21 protein-coding genes are annotated in these 21,818 nt (G+C 72.4%); 3 read left to right on the plus strand and 18 right to left on the minus strand.

Annotation, left to right across the window (positions count from 1 at the left end; genetic code table 11):
• Positions 1–10 precede the first annotated feature (10 nt).
• Positions 11–2,221, plus strand: a complete 2,211-nt coding sequence (locus ACSNOC_RS20755; RefSeq protein WP_436749043.1) for an Orn/Lys/Arg decarboxylase N-terminal domain-containing protein — start codon at positions 11–13, stop codon at positions 2,219–2,221.
• 9 nt (positions 2,222–2,230) lie between these two features.
• Here ACSNOC_RS20755 and ACSNOC_RS20760 read toward each other — a convergent pair whose 3' ends face one another.
• The 8 genes from ACSNOC_RS20760 to ACSNOC_RS20795 all read right to left on the minus strand — a co-directional run bounded on the left by ACSNOC_RS20760 (position 2,231) and on the right by ACSNOC_RS20795 (position 9,214).
• Complete coding sequence (locus ACSNOC_RS20760; RefSeq protein WP_436749023.1) at positions 2,231–2,731, minus strand: anthrone oxygenase family protein; 501 nt, start codon at positions 2,729–2,731, stop codon at positions 2,231–2,233.
• Positions 2,732–3,215: 484 nt separating this feature from the next.
• Positions 3,216–4,034, minus strand: a complete 819-nt coding sequence (locus ACSNOC_RS20765; protein ID WP_436749024.1) for a DNA-formamidopyrimidine glycosylase family protein — start codon at positions 4,032–4,034, stop codon at positions 3,216–3,218.
• A 7-nt stretch (positions 4,035–4,041) separates the two neighbouring features.
• Positions 4,042–4,746: an SIMPL domain-containing protein gene (locus ACSNOC_RS20770; RefSeq protein ID WP_436749025.1), complete on the minus strand. Its 705-nt coding sequence runs from the start codon at positions 4,744–4,746 to the stop codon at positions 4,042–4,044.
• 29 nt (positions 4,747–4,775) lie between these two features.
• A complete protein-coding gene (locus ACSNOC_RS20775) occupies positions 4,776–6,431 on the minus strand; it encodes an alkaline phosphatase D family protein (RefSeq protein WP_436749026.1) in 1,656 nt (551 codons plus the stop codon).
• A 469-nt stretch (positions 6,432–6,900) separates the two neighbouring features.
• Positions 6,901–7,167, minus strand: coding sequence for a GlsB/YeaQ/YmgE family stress response membrane protein (locus ACSNOC_RS20780; protein ID WP_436749027.1), 267 nt, complete (start codon positions 7,165–7,167; stop codon positions 6,901–6,903).
• Positions 7,168–7,270: 103 nt separating this feature from the next.
• Positions 7,271–8,095, minus strand: a complete 825-nt coding sequence (locus ACSNOC_RS20785; protein ID WP_436749028.1) for a VOC family protein — start codon at positions 8,093–8,095, stop codon at positions 7,271–7,273.
• Positions 8,096–8,148: 53 nt separating this feature from the next.
• A complete protein-coding gene (locus ACSNOC_RS20790; RefSeq protein WP_436749029.1) occupies positions 8,149–8,313 on the minus strand; it encodes a hypothetical protein in 165 nt (54 codons plus the stop codon).
• A 328-nt stretch (positions 8,314–8,641) separates the two neighbouring features.
• Entirely contained in the window at positions 8,642–9,214 is a 573-nt protein-coding gene (locus tag ACSNOC_RS20795) for an AAA family ATPase (RefSeq protein WP_436749030.1), read from the minus strand.
• Positions 9,215–9,381: 167 nt separating this feature from the next.
• On the opposite strand from ACSNOC_RS20795, the gene ACSNOC_RS20800 reads away from it, so the two are divergent.
• Entirely contained in the window at positions 9,382–11,757 is a 2,376-nt protein-coding gene (locus ACSNOC_RS20800; RefSeq protein ID WP_436749031.1) for a lamin tail domain-containing protein, read from the plus strand.
• Positions 11,758–11,840: 83 nt separating this feature from the next.
• Here ACSNOC_RS20800 and ACSNOC_RS20805 read toward each other — a convergent pair whose 3' ends face one another.
• The 8 genes from ACSNOC_RS20805 to ACSNOC_RS20840 form a co-directional block, all read right to left on the minus strand.
• Positions 11,841–12,602, minus strand: coding sequence for a helix-turn-helix domain-containing protein (locus ACSNOC_RS20805; protein WP_436749032.1), 762 nt, complete (start codon positions 12,600–12,602; stop codon positions 11,841–11,843).
• 648 nt (positions 12,603–13,250) lie between these two features.
• A complete protein-coding gene (locus ACSNOC_RS20810) occupies positions 13,251–13,628 on the minus strand; it encodes a hypothetical protein (RefSeq protein WP_436749033.1) in 378 nt (125 codons plus the stop codon).
• A 103-nt stretch (positions 13,629–13,731) separates the two neighbouring features.
• A complete protein-coding gene (locus ACSNOC_RS20815; protein WP_436749034.1) occupies positions 13,732–14,958 on the minus strand; it encodes a helix-turn-helix domain-containing protein in 1,227 nt (408 codons plus the stop codon).
• A gap of 198 nt (positions 14,959–15,156) precedes the next feature.
• Positions 15,157–15,468: a YciI family protein gene (locus ACSNOC_RS20820; RefSeq protein ID WP_436749035.1), complete on the minus strand. Its 312-nt coding sequence runs from the start codon at positions 15,466–15,468 to the stop codon at positions 15,157–15,159.
• A 45-nt stretch (positions 15,469–15,513) separates the two neighbouring features.
• Positions 15,514–16,263, minus strand: a complete 750-nt coding sequence (locus ACSNOC_RS20825) for an AfsA-related hotdog domain-containing protein (RefSeq protein WP_436749036.1) — start codon at positions 16,261–16,263, stop codon at positions 15,514–15,516.
• A gap of 57 nt (positions 16,264–16,320) precedes the next feature.
• Positions 16,321–16,599: a phosphopantetheine-binding protein gene (locus tag ACSNOC_RS20830; protein WP_436749037.1), complete on the minus strand. Its 279-nt coding sequence runs from the start codon at positions 16,597–16,599 to the stop codon at positions 16,321–16,323.
• Positions 16,593–17,336 (minus strand): SDR family NAD(P)-dependent oxidoreductase, encoded by a 744-nt coding sequence (locus ACSNOC_RS20835; RefSeq protein WP_436749038.1) that lies wholly within the window; start codon positions 17,334–17,336, stop codon positions 16,593–16,595. Before ACSNOC_RS20835 ends, ACSNOC_RS20830 begins: the two co-directional genes overlap by 7 nt.
• Positions 17,333–18,679 (minus strand): class I adenylate-forming enzyme family protein, encoded by a 1,347-nt coding sequence (locus tag ACSNOC_RS20840; RefSeq protein WP_436749039.1) that lies wholly within the window; start codon positions 18,677–18,679, stop codon positions 17,333–17,335. Before ACSNOC_RS20840 ends, ACSNOC_RS20835 begins: the two co-directional genes overlap by 4 nt.
• A gap of 375 nt (positions 18,680–19,054) precedes the next feature.
• On the opposite strand from ACSNOC_RS20840, the gene ACSNOC_RS20845 reads away from it, so the two are divergent.
• Positions 19,055–19,765 (plus strand): 4'-phosphopantetheinyl transferase family protein, encoded by a 711-nt coding sequence (locus ACSNOC_RS20845; RefSeq protein ID WP_436749040.1) that lies wholly within the window; start codon positions 19,055–19,057, stop codon positions 19,763–19,765.
• Between the two features lie 53 nt (positions 19,766–19,818).
• On the opposite strand, the gene ACSNOC_RS20850 is transcribed toward ACSNOC_RS20845, so the two are convergent.
• Together ACSNOC_RS20850 and ACSNOC_RS20855 are read right to left on the minus strand one after the other, a co-directional pair.
• Positions 19,819–20,613, minus strand: a complete 795-nt coding sequence (locus tag ACSNOC_RS20850) for an HAD family hydrolase (protein WP_436749041.1) — start codon at positions 20,611–20,613, stop codon at positions 19,819–19,821.
• A gap of 8 nt (positions 20,614–20,621) precedes the next feature.
• The gene (locus ACSNOC_RS20855; RefSeq protein WP_436749042.1) at positions 20,622–21,350 is read right to left on the minus strand and encodes a LuxR C-terminal-related transcriptional regulator; all 729 of its coding nucleotides are present in this window, start codon (positions 21,348–21,350) and stop codon (positions 20,622–20,624) included.
• Positions 21,351–21,818 lie beyond the last annotated feature (468 nt).

Consider the following 21,818-nt stretch of genomic DNA (forward strand, 5'->3'; position numbering starts at 1 on the left):
GGCGCGCAGGATCGGGGAGGCGGTCGAGGCCCGCGGGTTCGAGGTGCGGTGGGCCGGGAGCGAAGCCGAGGCGCGGGCGGTGCTGCGGACCGAGGCCGGGCTGGCCGCCGCCGTCGTGGGCTGGGACCTGGGCGGGGAGTCGGTCCTGCGGCAGATCGGGCGGCGGTTCACGGACCTGCCGGTGTTCCTGGTGATGGCGGACGAGGCGGACGAGGATCTCGGGCGACTGCCGCTGTGGGTGTCGGAGGTCGTGGTCGGCTACGTCTGGCCGCTGGAGGACACCCCGGCGTTCATCGCGGGCCGGGTCGTCAGCGCGGCCCGCGCGTACCGGGAATCCGTACTGCCGCCGTTCTTCCGGGCGTTGCGGCGGTTCGACGACGCCCACGAGTACTCCTGGCACACCCCGGCGCACTCCGGAGGCGTCGCGTTCCTCAAGTCGCCGGTCGGCCGGGCCTTCTTCGACTACTACGGGGAGCGGCTGTTCCGCAGTGATCTGTCCATCTCCGTCGAGGAGTTGGGGTCCCTGTTCGAGCACACGGGACCGATCGGGGAGGCCGAGCGCAACGCGGCCCGGATCTTCGGCGCGGACCGCACGTACTTCGTGCTGCACGGCGACTCCACCGCGGACCGCATGGTCGGGCACTTCTGCGTGGGGCGGGACGAGATCGCCCTCGTGGACCGCAACTGCCACAAGTCGGTGCTGCACGGCCTCGTCCTCTCCGGCGCGCGTCCCGTCTATCTCGTCCCCACGCGCAACGGCTACGGGCTGGCCGGGCCGTTGCCCCCGGACGGGATCGAGGCGACGGCGGTGGCGGACCGGATCGCGGCCAACCCGCTGGCCCACCAAGCGGTATCACCTGGGGCGCAGTACGCGGTGATCACCAACTCCACGTACGACGGCCTGTGTTACGACGCGGTGGGCGTGGCGCGGGCACTGGCGCCGAGCGTGCCGCGGGTGCACTTCGACGAGGCATGGTTCGCCTACGCGCGCTTCCACCCGCTCTACACCGGGCGGTACGGGATGTCCGTGGGCCCCGACACCTTCCCCGGCCCGGACCGGCCCACCGTCTTCGCCACCCAGTCCACGCACAAGCTGCTGGCCGCGCTGTCGCAGAGCGCGATGGTGCACGTCCGGGCCACGCCCCGGGCGCCGGTCGAACACGAGCGCTTCAACGAGGCGTTCATGATGCACGGCACCACCTCGCCGCTCTACCCGGCCATCGCGTCGCTCGACGTGGCGGCCGGGATGATGGACGGGCCGCAGGGACACTGGCTGATCGACGAGGCGGTGACCGAGGCGATCCGCTTCCGGCAGGCGGTGGTCCGCACGGGGGCGCGCATCGTCGCCGCGGGCGACCGGCCGGCCTGGTTCTTCGGGGTGTGGCAGCCCGAGGCCGTGACCGATCCGGCGACGGGCGCGCGGCACGCGTTCGCGGACGCGCCCCTGGAGCTGCTGCGCTCCGAGCCGGGGTGCTGGCGGCTCGAACCGGACGCCGACTGGCACGGGTTCGCGGGGCTGGCGGAGAACCACTGCCTGCTGGACCCGGTGAAGGTGACGATCACCTGCCCGGGGATCAACGCACTGGGCGAGACGGCCGATGGGGGCATTCCCGCGCGGGTGCTGACGGCCTACCTGGCCCGCCGGAACATCGTGGTGGAGAAGACCGACAGCTACACGACGCTGGTCCTCTTCTCCATGGGCATCACCAAGGGCAAGTGGGGCACCCTGCTGGACGCGTTGACGGACTTCAAGGCCCTGTACGACGAGGGCGCGCCGCTCGACCGGGTGTTGCCCGGCATCGTCGCGCGATTCCCGCGCCGCTACGGGGACATGACGCTGGACGGCCTGTGCGGCGCGATGCACGACCACCTGCGGGCAGCCGGGCTGGTGACCCTGCTGGAGGAGGCGTTCCAGCAGCTCCCGGAGCCGGTGGCCCCGCCGCAGTGGTGCTACGGACGGCTGATCCGGGGCGGCACCGAGCGGGTGCGGATCGCCGACGCGGCGGGGCGGATCGCGGCGGCGATGGTCACCGTCACACCGCCCGGGATTCCCGTGCTGATGCCCGGTGAGTCGGTGGGCGCCGCCGACGGGCCACTGCTCCGCTATCTGGGGGCACTTGAGGCGTTCGATCGCGCATTCCCGGGTTTCGGCAGCGAGACGCACGGCGTCACCGTCGATCCGGACACCGGGGACTACGCGATCGAGTGCGTGCGGGAGTAGCCGCCGGGGTCAGGCCGCGGCGGCGGGCTCGTCGGCCGGCTTCCGGCCCAGGGTGGAGAAGGCGAGGAGGCCGAACGCCAGCACGGCGGAGACGGTCCGCACGACGTGGGCGGCCTGCCAGCGGTCGCGCACGTCGGCCCAGTCGGACGGCGGGGCCTGCACGTCCCAGTCCGCTTGGTCGCCGTTGATCGGCACGTTCACGGTGAGGGAAACGACGAAGACGATCAGCAGCAGCACGAACGCGGCCAACGGCAGCCAGAGCGCGGGGCCTTTCGCCCGGAAGACGGCGAAGAGGAGGAAGGCGGTGGCGAGCAGCGCGGGAACGAGGGTCGCCGTGGCGAGGATGTCCAGCGCGTCCAGCTCCACCTGCCGGACCTGGGCGTAGACGGTGCGGTCGTAGTCGCGCAGGGAGGTCTCCAGGACCAGGACCCCGACGAGGAACCCGGAGAAGATTCCCGCGAACAACAGGCTCACCAGACGTGCGACTCTCTCGACCGAGCTGTTTCTCATGACCGCCTTGTCTCTCCGTGTGGGAACCGGGTGCGTGCCGCTCAGGACCCTATGGCCTGATCTTGACGGTCGACAAGGGACTCATGTTGCCCCGAGAAGAACAACAGGTAGCAGCCGAAGCGGTGTTGCCCGGCCGACGGCCCGGCGTAGCGCCGCCGGCCGGGGAGGGGTCAGCGGTCGGCCGTGAGCCTCGGAAGGGCCCGTCCGGCCGGACACCGGGAAGGCTCGGGGTCGAGGAATTCCGGCTGCGGAACACGTCGGCCGCGTTCCTTCGACGAAATCGACTCCTCGCCGTACGAGAGCTGTTCAGCCGACTGGCGCTGCGTCGGCTTCGCCCGCTCGCGCAGCAGTTCCCGTTGCTCGCCGACCGCGCGGAAACGAGTCGATCGCGCTGTCCGCGTCCTCCTCGGGCGCCTCCGGACGGGGCTCCTCTGCCGTCGAACCATCCGCGACGCGCGCCGGTTACCCCGGGCAGCCCGGACAGTCAGCCGGTGCGAGCCGTACCGGGGGCCGGGCCGTGCTGGCAGTGGGGGCACCAGTACGTGGGCCTGGACCGGCCGGGGTGGTCGTGGGGTTCGGGGGCGACGCGGACGGGGGTGCCGCAGGTCAGGCAGGGGCGACCGGCGCGGGCGTAGACGTGGAGGCGGGAGCGGGTGGCGGCGGGCGTCGTGGTGCGGTCCGGGACGGTGCGGTTGGCCTCCAGCAGGCGCTTGGCCGTCGCGACCAGGTCCGCCGGATCGGGCAGTTCACCGATCGGCAGCCACGGCGTGGCGCGAGCCAGGAAGCACAGCTCGGCCATGTAGACGTTGCCGATTCCGGCCAGATTGCGCTGGTCGAGGAGGGCCGTCCCCAGCGGGCGGGCCGGGTCCGCGAGGAGGCGGCGCAGGGCCTCGTCGGGGTCCCAGTCGGGCCCGAGGAGGTCGGGCCCGAGGTGACCGACGACCCGCCCCTCGTCGGCGGTGCGGAGCAGGTCGAGGACGGGCAGGCGGTACCCGACGGCGGTGCGGCCGTTGTCGGCGCCGAGGATCGCGCGGATCTGGTGGGCGGGCCCGCCGCGCCACGGCTCGCCGGGTCCGAAGACCTTCCACGAGCCGTCCATGCGCAGGTGCGAGTGGAGCGTCAGCCCGCCCTCGACGCGGGTGAGCAGGTGCTTCCCGCGCGAGACGGCGCCGAGCACGCCCCGGCCCCGCAGATCGGCAGTGGCCAGCCTGGGCACCCGCAGGTCCGCCCGGACCAGCACACACCCGGCGAGCGCGGCGTCGAGGCGCCGCGCCGCCTGCCAGACCGTGTCTCCCTCGGGCATGGGTCCATCATGCGGCAGGTCCGAAGATCGGGGCGGTCATCGTGAAGCGGGCCGTGACGTGGGCGTGGACCGTCTGGCGGCGGGGTTCCAGGTCCAGGGCCGGGGGGTCGCTCTCGGCCGCCGCGGCAGCGCCGTAGCCGTAGCCGCCGCGGGTGGCCGAGACCGGGAAGGCGGTGTGGGCGAGGGCCTCGGTGCCCTGGTCGGCCAGGTCGAGCAGGGAGACCAGCTCGGCGCCGAGGGCCTCCGCGTACTCGCGGGCCCGGGTGACCGCGTCGTGCACGGCCTGCATGCGGGCCTCGCGGTGGACGGGCGAGTCCGGGCGCAGGGCCCAGCGGGGGCCGTCGACGCGGGTGAGGTCGAGGTCGGCGAGGCGGCTGGTGAGTTCGCCGAGTGCCGTGAAGTCCGCGACGACGGCCCGGATCAGGACACGGCCCTGGTAGGCGCGGACCTTCTCGCCCCGGCCGTGGCGGGCGAGTTCGGGGGTGAGGGTGAACGCGCCGGTCTCGGTCCGTTCGATGGCCTCGCCGTAGGACCTGAGCAGATCGAGGACGCCGCCGTTGCGCCGGGTGAGGTCCGCCAGGGCGGCGCGGCGGTCGGCGCCCCGGGCCAGGACGGTGATGTCGAGACCGGCGGTCTCGGGGTCGACGTCGAGACGGGCCTCGCCGCGCACGGTGACCCGGGGCGGCTCCTGGGCGGGGGTGGCGGGTGTCATGGGCCAACCCTCCCAGAACGGGCTGTTGTTCAGCGGATGGGAGTCGTGGTGCGGGTGGCGTGCTGGGTGCCGGACCGGGTTTCGTAGGAGCGGGTCAGGGTGCTCGTCGCGTGGGGATCTGCCCGGTGGGAGAGGGTGAAGTAGTCCATCTGGGCGCGCTGTTCGGTGACGTCGAGGACGGCGTAGCCGTGGGCGTCCATGTCGAGCCAGTGCACGTGGCGGTTGGCCGCGCGGATCGCCGTGGCGGCGAGCGGGGAGACGGTGTTCGCCGGGACGCCGAGGATGTCGTCGAGGTTGTCGGAGGTGACGGACGTGACGACGAACTCGGTGGCGACGGGCGGCGACAGCGGATACGTGGCGGCGTTCAGCGGCACGTCGGTGGCCCAGTGCATGTGGATGTCGCCGGTCAGGAACACGGTGTTGGTGATGTGGTGGTCGCGCAGGTGGTGCAGCAGCCGGTCGCGGTCGGCGGTGTAGCCGTCCCACTGGTCAGTGTTGAGGGCCAGGCCGCCGGAGGGGATGCCGAGGCATTCCGCGAGCGGGCCGAGGAGGTGCGCGGGGACCGAGCCGAACGCCACCGGCGAGATCATCACCGAGTTGCCGATCAGGTGCCAGCGGGTGTCGGACGCGGACAACCCGGAGGTCAGCCAGTCGAGTTGGGCCCGGCCGGTGAGCGTACGGTCCGGCGAGTCGACGGCGCCGCCGTCCTCGGCGGCGGCCCGCTCGTCGCGGAACGACCGCAGGTCGAGGAGGTGCAGGTCGGCCAGGTCCCCGAAGCGCAGCCGCCGGTAGGTGGTGCCCTCGACGGCGGGGCGGACCGGCATCCACTCGAAGTACGCCCGGACGGCGGCGGTCCGGCGGGCCGCCCAGTCGCCCTCGGTGCCCGGCGTGTGGTTCTCGGCGCCGTCCCGCCAGGCGTCGTTGGCCGTCTCGTGGTCGTCCCAGATCGCGATCACGGGGTGGGCGGCGTGCAGGGCGCGCAGGTCCGGGTCCGTGCGGTAATGGCCGTGCCGGACGCGGTAGTCGGCGAGGGTGAGGATCTCGTGCGCGGGCTGCTGGACGCGGACCGGGTCGGCGGGGTACTGGCCGGTCCCGTACTCGTAGATGTAGTCGCCCAGATGCAGCACCGCGTGCAGGTCGTCGCGGGCGGCAAGGTGCCGGTAGGCGGTGAAGTAGCCGGCCTCGTAGTTGGAGCAGGAGACCACGCCCAGCCGGAGGTTGGCGACGGCGGTGCCGGGCGCCGGCGCGGTGCGGGTGCGGCCGGCGGGGGAACGGACGCCCGCGGCGGTGAAGCGGAAGTGGTAGACGGTGTCCGGGCGCAGGCCGCGCACGTCGGCCTTGACCGTGTGGTCGGAGGCGGCCGTGGCCGTCGTCCGGCCCGAGGCCACGACGGTGCGGAACGCGGCGTCCTCCGCGACCTCCCACCCGACCTCCAGGTCCGGGCCGGCCCCCGAGCCCGGCACAGCCTCGGGCACCGGGGTGACGCGGGTCCACAGCACCACGCCGTCCGGCAGCGGGTCGCCGGAGGCGACACCGTGGTGGAACGCGGGCCCCTCGACGGCACCGGCCCGGCCGGGAGCGGCGAGCGGCAGCACGGCGGCAGTCGCGGCGGCGGCCGTGACCAGCGCGCGACGGCTGGGGGCGACGGGGGAACGGTGCGCGGCGGCCGGGGCATCGTGAGTCACGAGCGACGATGCTACAAGCGGGTAACCCTTATGGGTGAGGGGCCGCAGAGAGTTCGCCCGCTCGTCGCCGTGTCATAAGCCGGGCGGGGCGCCCGCTGGTGGGCAACGGACGACGGGCGACGGGCGGTAGCGCCGTTCGGGTGGGCGCCGGGCGCGTGGGGCCCCAGGGCGCGACCGGAGGGGCCGGGCACGGCAGGGATGGGGCCGGGCCGGTGGCCGCACGGAGACGGCGGCCCGGCAGCACGTCACAGCGCGGGGCGGCGGGCGGGGAATGCCCGGGCGCCGGGGTCCGCGTGCGGCGGGTGCGATAGGGCGGAAATGCGGTGATGTCGGGGGCGAGTTGCCCGGTGGGACGCGGGACAGCGCGGGCCGGGGCCGGAGGCGCTCGGCGGACCGAGGCGAACCGGCCGGGCCGGCCGGGCCGGGTGGGCGGCCTCGGTGGGCCGCCCACCCCGGTGAGCGTCCGGGCTCAGCGGCGCGGGGCCTTGGCCCGGTCGAGGGCGGCCACGCCCAGGGCGGCCAGGGCGATCTGGATGAGCCACTCGATCCAGTCGACTCCGTCGGTGTCCCCTACATCCAGCGCCTCGGCCAGCGCGGAGCCGATGAGGGCCGCGACGATACCGACGACGATCGTCCACAGCACGCCGATGTGCTGACGTCCCGGCAGGACCAGCCGACCCAGAAGGCCGATGATCAGACCGATCACGATCGCGCTAATAACTCCGGAAATCTCCATTTTCCGCACCCTTTCACCATGGAAGACACACTCCGGGTGCCCCGATCCGGGCCGCTCAGTCCTGTGCGGCCAGGCCGACGCGACCCGCGCGAGCGGCCTCGGCCTAGGTGGCGGGCATGGCAGGGGTCAGGACCACGAAATCCGCGCCGAAAGGGTCGATGCAGACGGCCAGCCGCCCGACCCCCTCCGCGTCCTCCGGTCCCATCTGCACCGTGCCGCCGCGCCCGGTGACGGTCGCGACCGTGCCGTCGCAGTCCGTCGTTCCGAAGACGGGGTGCCAGTACGGGCGGAACGCGTTCAGGGCCAGGTTCTCCGGCGGGAGTTGCATGATGCCGCCGTGCATGCGGTCCTCGGCCGGGACCTCGCTGCGTCCGCCGGGCGGGCCGATGAGGGTGTACGTGTCGCCGCCCTCGCCGCCGCCGGGCAGCGGCATGTCCTGCGCCTCCCAGCCGAAGAGGGTGCCGTAGAACTTCTTCGCGGCCGGCGCGTCGGTGGTGTACAGCTCGCACCAGACGAGGGATCCGGGCTGGTCGACGGCTTCGAGGCCCTTGTTGTCGCCCGGTTGCCAGACGGCGAACTGACCGCCCTGGGGATCGGTGAACTGCGCCATCCGGCCCGCGCCGTCCACGTCGACCGGGGCGGCCCGCACGGTGCCGCCCGTGCTCTGGACGGTCTGGGCCGACGCGTCGGCGTCGGTGGTCCCGAAGTAGATCATCCAGGACGGCCGCGCGCCCTCCTCGGTGAGCAGCCCGGCGGCGGCGACGGTCTTGCCGTCGAGGCGGAAAAAGCCGTATCCGCCCGCCTCGGGGCCGAGCGACTGAAATTCCCAGCCGAACACCGTGCCGTAGAAGTCGGCCGCGGCGTCGACGTCGGGGACGCCGAGGTCGATCCAGGTGGGAGACCCCGGGATGAAGTCGGTGGTGATCATGGCGAACCTGCCCTTCCGCGCGATCCGCGCGCGTCGCTCGCGGCGCGAGCCGCTCAATCGGGAGGCTCGGGAGCGACGGGCTCCCCGCTGTCCTCCCGGTCCCGCTCATCCGCCGGCACCTCCCCGACCTCGTCCTCCGGCCGCTCGACATCGGGCACGTCGACCGGCGGCGGCAGATCGGGGGTCAGCGGCTGCGACTGCGGATCCTTGCCGTTCATGCGCGACCGAGTACCCCGCCGGGCGGAAACGTCACCCCCGCCCCGCCGGAAGCAGGAGCACCACCGGGCAGCGGACAGCGTCAGGCGACGCCCGCCCGTCGCCCGGCCTCCGGGGCGGCGCGGAGCAGCCGGCCCGGCAGCGGTCGGCAAGGGCACCGGGCGCCGTGACGCGCCGGCGCGTCGCACGCGGGACCGCCCGTGGGCGGAGCACGCACGACATCCACCGCGCGAAGACGGACCGCAGCCCCCGCCCGGGCGCACCACCGACGCCACGGCCGGGGCGGCAAGCGGGCACCGGCACGAGCCGTCGGTACGGATTCGGCGGCGGTCAGGCGTTCATCCGTGGTTCGTGGCGGGCCTCGGGGAGGCGGGTCAGGATCTCGGTCACCGTCTGGGCCGGGGTCAGGTCCGAGGTGTCCAGCCACAGGCCGAGATGGGGCGTGTCCACGCGGAGGACCCGGTCGAGGGCTTCCACCGACCACGCGCCGTAGCCCGTCTTCGCGCGGGCGCCCTCGCGGCGGGCGACCGCCTCCGGGGTGGGGGCCAGGACCACCACGTACAGCGGACGGGTGCGGACCAGCGTCACGTAGTCGGCCAGGGCGTGGCCGAGGATCACGTCCTGGATCACGGCCGTCCAGCCGGCCGACGCGTACTCGTCGGCCGTCGCCGCCGACAGGCGGTGCCGCAGGCGGAGTTGCGCCATGGCCTCCGGGGTCTGCTCGGGGGTCAGCTCGGCGCGGCCGGAGATCATCATGCGGCGGAAGACGTCGCCACGGATGTGCGCGGCTCGCGGGAGCCGTTCGGCGAGCAACTGGGCCACGGTGGACTTGCCGGCCGCCATGACTCCCGTGATGATGACCACGGACGAGGACAATTCAGTCAATTCAGGCGTCGTCTCCATCGCCCCATCGAATCAGGGCACCCCCTGCGGAGCGACCATTTTTTACGCGGTGTTCATGCGGACTGTCGCGCGAACGCCATTTCTACACGGGTAGACATCACTGGCAGGTGCAGGTCAGGTCAGTCCAGGTCAGCCCCACACCACCGGCACACCTCTGGAGTGATGTCATGTCCCTCGTTCCGGGCAACCGGCGCCGCTTCGCCGTCCTCACCGCCGCCGCGGCGGTCGTGGCCGGTTCGCTGGTCGCCTTCCCCTCCCCGTCCGCCTCGGCCGTCTCCCCCGACATCGTGATCAGCCAGGTCTACGGCGGCGGCGGCAACAGCGGCGCCCCGTACACCCACGACTACATCGAGCTGTACAACCGCGGCACCACCACCGTGTCGCTCTCCGGCTGGTCCGTGCAGTACGCCTCGGCCTCGGGGTCGAGCTGGCAGGTCACGGCGCTGTCCGGCTCGATCGCCCCCGGCCGGTACCACCTCGTCCGCGAGGGGGCCGGCGCGGGTGCCGGGCAGCCGCTGCCCGCGCCGGACAGCACCGGCACGATCGCGATGAGCGCCACGTCCGGCAAGGTCGCGCTCCGCACCACGTCGACCGCGCTCACCTGCTCCTCCGGCTGCGCGACGCAGACGAACGTGCGGGACTTCGTCGGCTACGGCAGCGGCGCGTCGTCCTACGAGGGCACCGGCCCGGCGCCGACGCTGTCCAACACCACGGCCGCCCTGCGCGCCGCGTCGGGGCAGACCGACACCGACCGCAACTCGTCCGACTTCACGGCCGGTTCGCCGACGCCGCGCAACTCGGCGTTCACCGGCGGCGGGAGCGGCAGCGGCACCCGCATCCGAGACATCCAGGGCCGCGCGCACCGCTCGCCGCTCAACGGGCAGCAGGCACAGGCCGTTCCGGGCGTGGTCACGGCCGTCGCCGGCAACGGCTTCTGGATGCAGGACCCGAGCCCGGACACCGACCCGGCCACCAGCGAGGGCATCTTCGTCTACACCGGCTCGGCGCCGGGGCGGCAGACCGGTGACAGCGTGACGGTGACCGGCACGGTCGCCGAGTTCCGGCCCGGGGGCAGCGGCGGGACGGACAACCTGACGACGACGCAGCTCACTTCGCCGTCCGTCACCCTGGTCTCGACGGGCAACGCGCTGCCCGCCGGGACGCTGGTCGGCTCCGGCGGCCGGGTGCCGCCCGCGAAGGTCATCGACGACGACGCCACCGGCGACGTGGAGACCTCGGGCACCTTCGACGCCACCACCGACGGCATCGACTTCTGGGAGTCGATGGAGGGCATGCGGGTGCGGCTGGACAACGCGCCCGTGGTCGGCCCGCGCAACGACTTCGGCGAGATCCCGGTAGTGCCGTCCGGTTCGGCGGTCCGCACCGCGCGCGGCGGCATCGCCATCCAGTCCGACGACTTCAACCCCGAGCGCGTCATCGTCGACGACGTCCTGGCGACGACCCCGGCGGCCGACACCGGGGACACGCTGTCGGGCTCGGTGACGGGCGTGCTGGACTACTCGTTCGGCAACTTCAAGCTGCTGCCCGGCTCCAGCCCGGTGGTGGCGGACGGCGGCATGGGTCCCGAGACGACGCAGGCCGCCGCGGCGGGCGAGTTGTCGGTGGCCACGTTCAACGTGGAGAACCTGGATCCGGGCGACCCGCAGTCGACGTTCGACGCCCTGGCCGCCACCGTCGTGAACAACCTCCGCTCCCCCGACCTGATCGCGCTGGAGGAGATCCAGGACAACGACGGCGCCACCAACAGCAGCACGGTCGCCGCCGACCAGACGCTCAACAAGCTCGCCGCGGCCATCAGCGCGGCGGGTGGCCCGTCGTACGCGTGGCGGCAGATCAACCCGACCGACGACGCGGACGGCGGCGAGCCGGGCGGCAACATCCGGGTGGCCTTCATGTACCGCACGGACCGGGGGCTTTCCTTCACCGACCGGGCGGGCGGCACGGCCACCGCGGCGACCACGGTGAGCAACGTCGGCGGGCAGCCGCAGCTCAGCTACTCGCCGGGCCGGATCGACCCGCAGAACTCCGCGTTCAACTCCAGCCGCAAGCCGCTGGCCGGGGAGTTCACGTGGAACGGTCGGCGGGTCTTCGTCATCGCCAACCACTTCACCTCCAAGGGCGGCGACGACCCGCTCTTCGGCCACATCCAGCCGCCGCAGCGCTCCTCCGAGACGCAGCGGCACCAGCAGGCCACGGTGGTGCGGGACTTCGTGGACGACATCAGGGCGATCGATCCGGACGCGGCGATCGTGGTGCTCGGCGACATCAACGACTTCGAGTTCTCCCAGACCACGAACATCCTCACCGCGGGCGGCGCCCTGACCGATCTCCCGGCCACGCTGCCGACGGCCGAGCGCTACACGTACGTCTACGAGGGCAACTCCCAGGTGCTCGACCACATCCTGCTGTCCCCGTCCCTGGCGGCCACGTCGTACGCGTACGACATCGTGCACGTCAACAGCGAGTTCGCCGCCCAGATCAGCGACCACGACCCGCAGGTGGTGCGACTGCCCCTGCCGTGAGCCGGTCCGGCCGTGTCCCGCCCGCCCCACGGCGGACGGGGCACGGCCGCCGGGTGGGGTCGTGGCGGCGTGGGTCGGAGCAGTCAGTCCACGGGGGGCCGGTTGTACTGCTGCATCGCCGCCTTGGAAGTCGAAGCGTCCTGGAAGACCAGTTCCCACGGTCCGGTGTTGATGTCGAATTCCTTGCCGAAGCCAACCCACTTGCCGGTCATCCTCCGGTCGGTCAGCTCGATGACGAGCTGTATGGCGCCGTGATAGCGGGCGCCCCGGTAGTAGCCGTCGGCGGCGGTCTGCTCCGACCACGTGCCTGTCGCGACCTTGCCGTCGACTTCCAGGTCGATCGCCAATGACGAGTCGGACGAGTCGGGGAGACTGCGGACCGTGAGCTTGTTGCCGTGCTGGAGGACGACCACGTAGTGCAGCCCGGTGTGCTTCTCGCCGCGTCCGGAGCTGAAGTATTCGTAGCGAGAGAGCCAGATGCCGGAGTAGTTGGCGCGGGTGTGTGCGGCGGTGGTGGGTTGTGCTCGCGGGGTCGGAGGTGTGGCGGCGGGGATGCCGTCCGGGGATGTCTCGACGTCATGCCCTCCGCGTCCGTCGCCGGTCACCCGGGCGAGTGGGACCGGGGTGGTGAAGCCGAGAGCTTCGATGGGGACTCCGGTCACTTGTTCCAGCGCGCGGGCGTGGATCGGGCGGGGGGTGCTGGTCATGCCTGCTTCCCAGCGTTGCACCAGCCGCTTGGAGGCTCCGGGGATGCCCGCCTCCCGCAGTGCCTTGGCGAAGTCGTCCTGACTCATGAGCAGGCCCATACGGACGGCCCTGAGTGCGGAATTGGGTGTTGCGCTCATGGGAGGCACAGTAGACGCCCAGAAGAGCGAATGTCACCGGAATGACGCCATCAATGTCGCCGGAATGACGCCTCGAAAGACGCCGCGCGCATCGCAGCGGAACCGCCACGCTGAGTAGGCCCCGCAGCCGCTGGGACGGCCCGGGGAATGGCCAACGCGTCGACAGCGAGTTCGCCGCCCAGATCAGCGACCACGACCCGCAGGTGGTGCGACTGCCCCTGCCGTGAGCCGGTCCGGCCGTGTCCCGCCCGCCCCACGGCGGACGGGGCACGGCCGCCGGGTGGGGTCGTGGCGGCGTGTGACCCACAGGACGGTCGTGGGGCACATCGTCAGTGACTCGCCTCCCGCGAAGTGGAGACGTTTGCCACCGCGGGGAAGGGCGGTCATGTCCTGGACGGTGAAGACCTGGCCGCCGATGGCGATCCGGTCGCCTCGGCGGACGGTCGTGGTGTCGACCTCCACGGTCACGAGGACGCCGGTGATCCGTTCGCTCACTGATCCGCCTTCCCTTCCTCGTGGCCGGCGACCGGGGGGTCCACGCAGACGTGTGAGGCGGCATGAACGACATCACGGCAACGGTCGCAGTACCGCATCTCCGTGACGGGCACCGTGCGGTGGATCGGGGTGCCCGGAGGCCAGCGGATCGGTTCAGACATGGCCGCCTCCCAGCGCACGGCGCAGGCGGGTCGCGTCGGTCAGACAGGTGGCGGTCGGCGGAACGAGCCAACGGACGACCCGGCCACGCTGCCAGCGCGCCGGGGGCACGGCCACCACCGAGCCCATGCCCAACACCCGTGCGCCCAGGGGCTCCCACCCGTCGGCCGCACCGCACTCGACGAGCCATGTGTAGGTGTCCGCGAACTGATCCTCGATCAGCGGACCGGAGGCCGAGCCCAGTCGGGCCAGTATGTCCTGGCCCAACGGCCTCGGCATCCGCACCGCGTCCCACCAGCGGTGGCACGGAAGGGTCCGGACTCCCCGTTCTTCGTCCGGCATCCAGAGGGCTGCGGAGACAGCGATCCCCATGAAGCACTCCCGGCGTCTTCGGCGTCAACTCGTGACAGACCGTAGACAGCCGGTGACGCCGCTCTATGAACGCCGGGAATACCCGCAGGTCAAAGGGTTGATATCAGTCGCCGTCCAGACGGAACCTGCGGGACATCCGGCGGACGCGCTCCGACGTTCCCGCGCGCTCCGCCGATCTGATCCGCCTCAGCGTCGCCCGGGCGATCGGGTGATTCCGGATCAGTTGCGGAGCGGTGGTCTCGGCGGACTCCAACTCGGCCAGCGCACGGTCGCGATGCCCGGACCACAGGTAGGCGCGGGCGAGGTCGAGCCGGTAGTGCCCGCGCCGCGAGGGCGGCAGCGCGGCGAGTGTCGTGGCGTCCAGCCCTTCGTGCAGCCGCAACGCCTCCTCCTGCTGACTCATCTCCAACTCGACGTTCACCGCGTGGATCGCGACGTTCCCCGCACTGAAGGTGAGGCTGTGCCGGTCGAACTCCGGGCGGGTTCCGGCCGCGCGCTCGGCGGCCTCCCCGGCCTGCGCGATGCGGTGCCGCGCCTCCGCCGCCCGGTTGTCCCGGGCCGCCGAGACAGCGGCGCGGAGTTGCAGCGTGCCCCAGAGCCGAATGGCCAGCGGATCGCCGCGCCGGTACATCGGCTCCACGGCGCGCAGCGCCTTGTCGGACAGCCCGATGGCGTCGGCCCAGTCGGCCGTGCCCCACATGTCCCACACGCGCATCCAGTCGGAGACGGCGGGCAGCAGCTCGTCGCCGGATCGCTGGGCGGCCCAGGCGGCGCGCTCACAGGTCATGGTGACCAGTTCCGGGTGGCCGAGGGCGTGTGCCGATGTGTGGCCGAACTTGCAGACCACGGCGTAGACGGCGTACGCCTGCTCCCGCTCGTGGCCCCCGGAGACCTCGGCCAGCGCGCGTGCTTCCCGCAGAAGGTCGGGGAGCGCGGCGAGGATTCCGGTGTTGTTCGCGTTGTCCCGCAGGCGATGGAGCTTCGCCGTCTCCGCCCAGAGAACCGCCGCCGGGCGGGGGGTGCCGTCGAAGACCGGAGCCAGGTCGTACCGGCGAAGCTCTCTTATGATCGCCGCGGCCGAGACTTCCCACTGGTTGGCGGCGACCGATCCCCGGAAGGGGCGGTCGATCAGGTCGTTGGGGTGGATGTGCAGCACCCCGGCCACAGCGTTGATGACGCTGGTGCGGTCCAGCTCGATCCGGCCGCTCTCCGCCTTGGACACCCAGCCCTGGGTGTAGCCGAGGGCCGCCGCCACATCGGCCTGGGTGAGGCCGAGGCGCGTCCGGGCATCGCGCATGCGCTGCCCGATGGACCGGGCCTCGTCCATCACGCCGCCCCCCGGTCGCTGACGGTGCCGTGTCCTTGCGTCGTGTCGGGCATGTCGGGCACAAGGGCCTCCGTGGTGATCCTGTGGTCGCACTCCGCACGGTACCGGTCCCCGGCGGCGGGCCGCAGGGCGCGCGGAGGCCGTCGTGCCCCTTCCGCCCGGCGGCACGTGCGGCGTGGTGCCGGGGGGTGGGCGGCGTCGTTACGGGGCCGGTGCGGTCAGGCGGACCGGTGAGCGGTCGGACGGGGTGAGGGCGTTGATGTCGACGCGGCCCCAGACGCCCTCGGTGGTGAACGGGTCCCCGGCGACCCAGTCCGCCACCTCCTCGCGGGTGTCGGCCTCGACCACGATCAGGCTGCCGATGGCGGTGGTTCCGTCGTCGGCGACCAGCGGGCCGTAGAACACCGGCCGGGGGCCGGTCCCGGACCGGAGCCTGGCGGAGTGCTCGGGCCGTGCGGCGGCCCGGAGTCCGGCCGTGTCGGGCCGGTCGAGGCAGTGGATCGCCCAGAACATGCGCTCTTCGTTCCTCTCGTGCGCGGTGTCGGTCGGTCGGCCAGCCTAGGCCGGGACCGGCTCCGGCCGGGGGTCCTCGGCGGCGGCGCGCAGCGCGCCGACCTGGGCGGCGATGGCGCGCCGGGCCGCCATGGCCTCCTGCTTGGCGCTGAGCTTCTCCGGGATCACCCGGTACTCGGCCTCGACCAGCGCGGCCGGCGGCTCGTCGCCGTGGTGCACGCCGATGCGGCAGCGGTAGATCGCGCCGACCGGGGTGGTGGAGCGGTCCAGCAGCTCGTAGCGCAGCGTGGCGGGCATCGGGAACACGAAGCTGTGGAACGAGGAGTTGACCGAGCCGACGACGAACCGGGTGCGTTCGGTGTCCGCGATCAGGTACTGCTCGGTGACCACGGTCCACAACTGGCGGGCGGCCTCGATGAGGGTGACGGCCGGGATGTGCTGGCCGGTCAGGTGGTCGGCCAGCACCTCGACCCGCTCGTCCAGCACCAGGTCGGCGGTGAAGCGGCCCTCGTCGAGCCGGGTGACCGGGCCGACCAGGACGTTCTCCGCCCGGTGCTTGTGGGTCAGCCGCTGCTCGGCGCGGTGCGGGACGGCCGCGTCCGCCGCCTGGCCCAGCAGGTCGCGCAGCTCGGTGAGCTGAGCGTCCGTCAGGCCCTGCCCGACGGCGAGGGCGAGACTCTCCGGGGGCTCGCCGCCGCGCAGCCGGTCCAGCAGGACGCTGACCGGGACGGTCCCCCGGTTGGTGAGGAACTCCTCGAAGCGGTCTCCTACGACGACGAGTGCTTCAGGCGGCATCGTCCGTTCCTTTCTCGGTCCTGGGACGGGGGTGGGGGGTGTGGGCACGGGCGGGGTTCAGGCCGCGGTGGTCGTCGCCTTGAGCGTGTTCGCGTAGGCGTCGCACAGGGCGTCGACCGTCCTGATGTCGGAGATGACGTACGAGCCGTCCTCGAACGGGTCGACGCCGAGCTCGCTCTCCAGCTGGATCACCAGGCGGGCGAGCATCAGGGAGTTGAGGCTCAGCTCGTTGAGCGGCTCGTCGCCGGCGAGGGTGCGGGTGGGCAGGTCGGCCTCCGCCAGCAGGGCGTTGATCTCGCGGCGGACGGTGTCCTTGATGGCGTCGCTGGTCAGCATGTGATTCCTCCGTCGACGACGATGGTCTGGCCGGTGATGAACGAGGCACCGGGCGAGGTGAGATAGAGCACGGCGTCGGCGATCTCCCCGACGTCCGCGAGGCGGCCCAGGGGCGTCCGGCGCTGGATGCGCTCCCGGTTGCGGTCGGTGACCTCCGCCGTCATGTCGCTGTCGAAGAAGCCGGGGACGATGGAGTTGACCCGGATTCTGAACGCTCCGAGCTCGCGCGCCAGGCTCCTGCTGAATCCGTCGAGCCCGGCCTTGGCGGCGGAGTACACCGCCACGCCCCGGTAGCCGCGGATCGCGTTGATGGACGACACGTTGAGGATCTGACCGCCGCCCTGCCGCGTCATCGCGCGGGCCGCGGCCTGGGCGAGGGTGATCGGCGCGACGAGGTTCGCGGCGATCAGTTCGGCGGTCTTCTCGGAGCTGGTCGTCAGGAACAACTCCTGGTGCAGGACCCCCGCGTTGTTGATCAGCAGGTCCACCCGGCCGAAGTGGCGGGTGACCGTGCGGACGAACGCCTTCAGCGACGCGGGGTCACCGAGGTCGGCGGCCTCCCACAGGAACCGGTCGGGGTGTTCGGCCAGCAGCTCCTTCACGCCGTCGTTGGCCGACCTGCTGAACGTGGCGACCCGCCAGCCGTCCGCGAGCAGCCGCTCGACCAGCAGCTTGCCGAGCCCCCGGCTGCCGCCGCTGACGAGCGCCACACGTTCGGGGCTGCTCACACCGCTCACACCGCGCTCCTGATCTTCTTGAAGCGGTCGGAGTGCTGCGGCGCGTCCGCGATCTCCACCAGGGCCGGGATCTTGAACGGCTCCAGCCGGGTCGCGCAGAACTCCCGCACCCGGCGGGCCACTTCGCGCCGGTCCTCGTCCTCGACCAGGGTGACCCTGGCCTTCACCACCATGCCCATGACCGGGCTGGGCCGGCCGCTGACCATGGCCTCCGCGATGTTGGGGACGTCCAGGAGGACCGACTCCACCTCACTGGGATACACCTTCTCGCCACCGACGTTGATGATCTCGGAGTCCCGGCCGAGGATGCGGATCCACTCGCCGTCCACCTGCACGACGTCCTGGGTGTTGAAGAACCCCTGCTCGTCGAAGGGCGCGGGCGCGTTGAGGTAGCCGAGCATGGCCATCTCGGAACGGATCCACAGGATGTTGTCCACGATCTTGTGCTCGAACCCGTTGCCGCTGCCGAGCTTCACCCACAGCGTGTCGTCGCCGCGCGAGCGCGTCGGCAGGATGCCCAGCTCGCTCAGCCCGTAGGTCTGCTTCAGCCGCACCCCGGGGAACGCGGCGTGCAGCCGCTCCAGGGTCCGCATCGGCATCGGCTCGGTGCCGTAGGTGATGAGCTTCAACGACCCGGTGTCGTACCGCTCGTGGGCACCGGAGATGAGCAGCATGTTCAGGAACGTGGGCGTGGTGGGCAGCACCTCGACGCCGTGCTCCTGCACCGTGCGGCAGATGGACTCCGGTGTCCGCTCCCCGACGGTGATCACCGTGCCGCCCTGACTGAGCGTGTGCAGCAGGGTGTTGACGCCGCCGATGTGGTCCAGGCTCAGGAAGGACAGGATGCGCATCGGCCGGGTCGGCTCGCCGTAACGGGCCAGCACCTTCTCGAAGTCGAGGACGGAGGCCTTGCTGCGGCCCGAGGTGCCGGAGCTGAAGAGGACCAGGCCCGCGTGGCCGGTCTCGCGCAGCTTCGCGTACAGCTCGTGGCCGGCGGCGCGGCCGGTGCGTTCGGCCTGGTGGGCGCCGTCCGGGGCCACCCGGACGACCACCTCGACCTCGGCGATCTCCAGGAAGTCGGCCCGCTTGGCGGCCGGGAGGGCGGTCAGCGGGACGACGACGGCCCCGCGCTCGATGAGCGCCAGGAGCCCCGCGCACGCCTCGGGCGAGGAGGAACCCTCCAGCGTCACGACCTCGCCCGCCGCGACGCGGTGGGTGTCGAGGAAGGACCGCCACCGGTCGACGAGGCCCAGCAGATCGCCGTAGCCGCAGGTCTGCCCTTCGAATACCACGGCCTGGTCATCACCGAAGGATTTCAGGCGGTCGAGCAACGGATGCGCCATCACTCACTCATCTCCATTCGTCTCGTCATCGTCGGGGTATTCGTGAAATCGAACTCGTTTGTCGCTGATGAAAGGACTCTAAAAGGCTTTTCAATTCGGCTTCAATGCCCCATTCCTGTGACCTCGGGCGGGGTAGCCGCATGGGTAGCCCCGAATGGATGGCCCCGAATGGATGGCCCCGAATGGATGGCCTCGAATGGGCAATGGCCCCGGCGCCCCCATTCCGGGCATCGTGGGAGCACAAAGGTTGTGCCATGACCTTGTCCTGGGATGGCAAGCCGACCGCCGCCGCCGATTATTCGGCGCGCATATTCCGTCGACTTCTCCGCGCCCGCGTTGTCGCGCGCGCCCGTTGCCCGTTCCCAGGAGACGCACATGATCGAGCGGCTGCTTCCGTCCGCCGTCGCCACCGCCACCGCCACCGCGGACCTGCCGGACGCCGGCGCGCTGCCCGAGGAGGCGGCTGCGCTGAGCGCCGCCTGCGGCGAGCCTCGCCGGCGGGAGTTCCTCACCACCAGGACCTGCGCCCGCGCGGCGATGGTCTCGCTCGGCGTTCCCCCGGCCGGGGTCCCGTCCGGGCCGAAGGGCGAGCCGCGCTGGCCGGACGGGCTGACCGGCAGCATGACCCACTGCGACGGCTTCCGCGCCGCGGCCGTCTCCCGGACCACCGACTTCCACGTCGTCGCCATCGACGCCGAGCGGCACGTGCCGCTGCCCGCCGACGTGGCGCGGCACATCACGGTGGCGGCAGAGCGGGAGCACCTGGCGGAGCTGGCCCGCGACCACCCCGGCGTGCACTGGGAGACGGTGCTGTTCAGCGCCAAGGAGACGGTCTACAAGGCGTTCAACCCGCTCACCGGGCGCTGGCTCGGCTTCCGCGACGCGCGGCTGAGCTTCGACCCGGCCGCGAGCACGTTCCGGGCCCGGCTGCTGCGGCCGGGCCCGGTGCTGGACGGTGTGCGGATCGGCGAGTTCGCCGGCCGGTGGGCGGTCGGGGACGGGCTGGCGCTCACCGCCATCGCCCTTCCCACGACCGCCGCGGCGACCGCCGCGGGTGCCGACCGGCCGCTCCTGCAGGCGGCCTGACGCCCGGCCGGATCCGGCCGGGCGTCAGGCTTGGCCGGACCCGGCCGGATCGGTCAGAGACCGGCGCGCGCGGTGCGTTCGACCGCCGCCAGCGCGCCGGTCCTCCGCAGCGGCCCCGGAGTGGCCGGGAGGACCGGCCAGTCCAGGCTCTGCGCCTGCCCGATGAGCACCGGGTCGGCGCCCACGACGACCGGGTTGCCGACCGCCATCAGCATGTCCAGATCGCTGGAGTGGTCGCCGTAGCAGGTGCAGTCGTCCGGGGCGAGCCCGAGGTCCGCCATGGTGGCGCGCACCGCCGCGGCCTTGTTCTCCCCGATCATCGGCCGCTCGATCTCGCCGGTGAGCCGTCCGTCGGGGCCGACGATCGGCTCGGAGCAGAGGATCACGTCCGCGCCCAGGTCCTCGGCCATCGGCTCCAGCAGGCCGCGGAAGGACCCGGAGACCAGGACGACGGTGTCCCCGGCCCCCTTGTGCCGGGAGGCCGCCGCCCAGGCGGAGACGACGACGGCGGTCCGGCCCGCGCTGTACTCCGCGTACCAGGCGCGGCCCGCCCGGGTCAGCTCGCCGTGGTCCACGCCCGCGAAGCGGCGGTAGTAGCGGCGGTTGATCTCGGTGCGGGGCACCCCGCTCTCGGCCTGCGCGCGGACCTCGGCCATCACGGCGTCGTGGCCGCTGCCGTCGTCGCCGTGCCGGGCCATCCAGTAGCGCAGGAAGTGGAACATGCTCTTGACGTTGAGCAGCGTCTCGTCCACGTCGAAAAAGGCCGCGCGGGTCACGGTCCTGGTCATCGTCGGGGTCGTCGTCTGGGTAGTCGTCGGGGTCGTCGTCTGGGTTTCCACGTCGGTCATGGGTCCGGTCACCGCCAGGTCGCGTCGACAAGGGTGGGGGTGGGCAGGGTCGCTGTCGCGGCGCGGTCGCCGCACAGCCCCTCGCGCAGCGCTCGGGCGGCGGCGAGGGTGCGGTTGGGGCAGTTGAGCTTGGCGAGGATGTTCGCCACGAGCCGCTTCGCGCCGTGCTCCGAGATGCGCAGCCGGCGCGCGATCTGCTTGTTGCTGTAGCCGTCCACCAGCAGCACGAGCGCTTCCTTCTCGCGCGGGGTCAGCCGGGGCGCGGCCAGCGCCCGCGGCTCGCCGTGCCCGGCCCGGTGCAGCAGGGCGCGGGTCAGCGCGGGCGGGATGTGCACTTCACCGGCGTCCATGGCGGTCAGGACCTCGTCCAGCGTCCGGGGGTCGAGGTCGTCCATGGGCAGCAGCGACGCGCCGGGCAGGGAGGTCACCTGGTCAAGGTTGACCTCGCTGGGCCGGGGAAGCAGCAGCAGCACGCGGATGCCCCGGTGTGCCGCGCGCCGCAGCGCGGCCTCTCCGCCGTGCTCCGCCGTGTCCGAGGCGGTGAGCAGGATGTCCGTACCGGGATCCCGCACGGCGTCGACGGCCGCGTCGAGGTCGGGATACGCCGAGCAGCCTCCGACGACGTCCAGCGAGCGGAGCATGGCTTCGACGCCGTAGCGCTGGAGATCGTTGCGGATGGCAAGAAAAATGTTCAGTGGTCGTGTCGCGGCTTGCAGCGCCGCGCGGCTGTGTGACATGTGTGTTTCCCCCACGGGTGATTCCGGTTGAGCCGGATGGGTTCATCCGTGCGAACGACGCTAGCCGCGCGAACCCCGCCCGAACGGCTGTGTGCCTCCAAGACCGGACCGGGGGTGGCCGAAAGGAGTACCGAGGCAACCTCCCCGGACGCCCGGGCCACGGCTCGGTGGGCCGGACGAACCCGTCACCGCCCCGGGCCGGGCCCACGGGACACGGGGAAGGCCACCACCCAGCAGCGCCACCCGAGGAGCCGTGACGAGAAGCCGCTCCCCTGGCGCGGAACCCCCAACGGGGCGCACTCGGCCGGGAACACGGCCACAGGGCGGGCGCGGCACGAGGACCCGCGGCGGGGCGGGGCATCCGCCCGGGGGCGTGGACCTGCCGCCGTGCCCGCCGGGTGGCCGCCGGACAAACCCGTCGGCGCGGCCCGGGGAGCCGTGCGGGGGTGGGGCTAGACGGCTGTGGGG

This window comes from Streptomyces sp. URMC 129 (genome assembly GCF_051386415.1).
GTDB lineage: Bacteria > Actinomycetota > Actinomycetes > Streptomycetales > Streptomycetaceae > Streptomyces.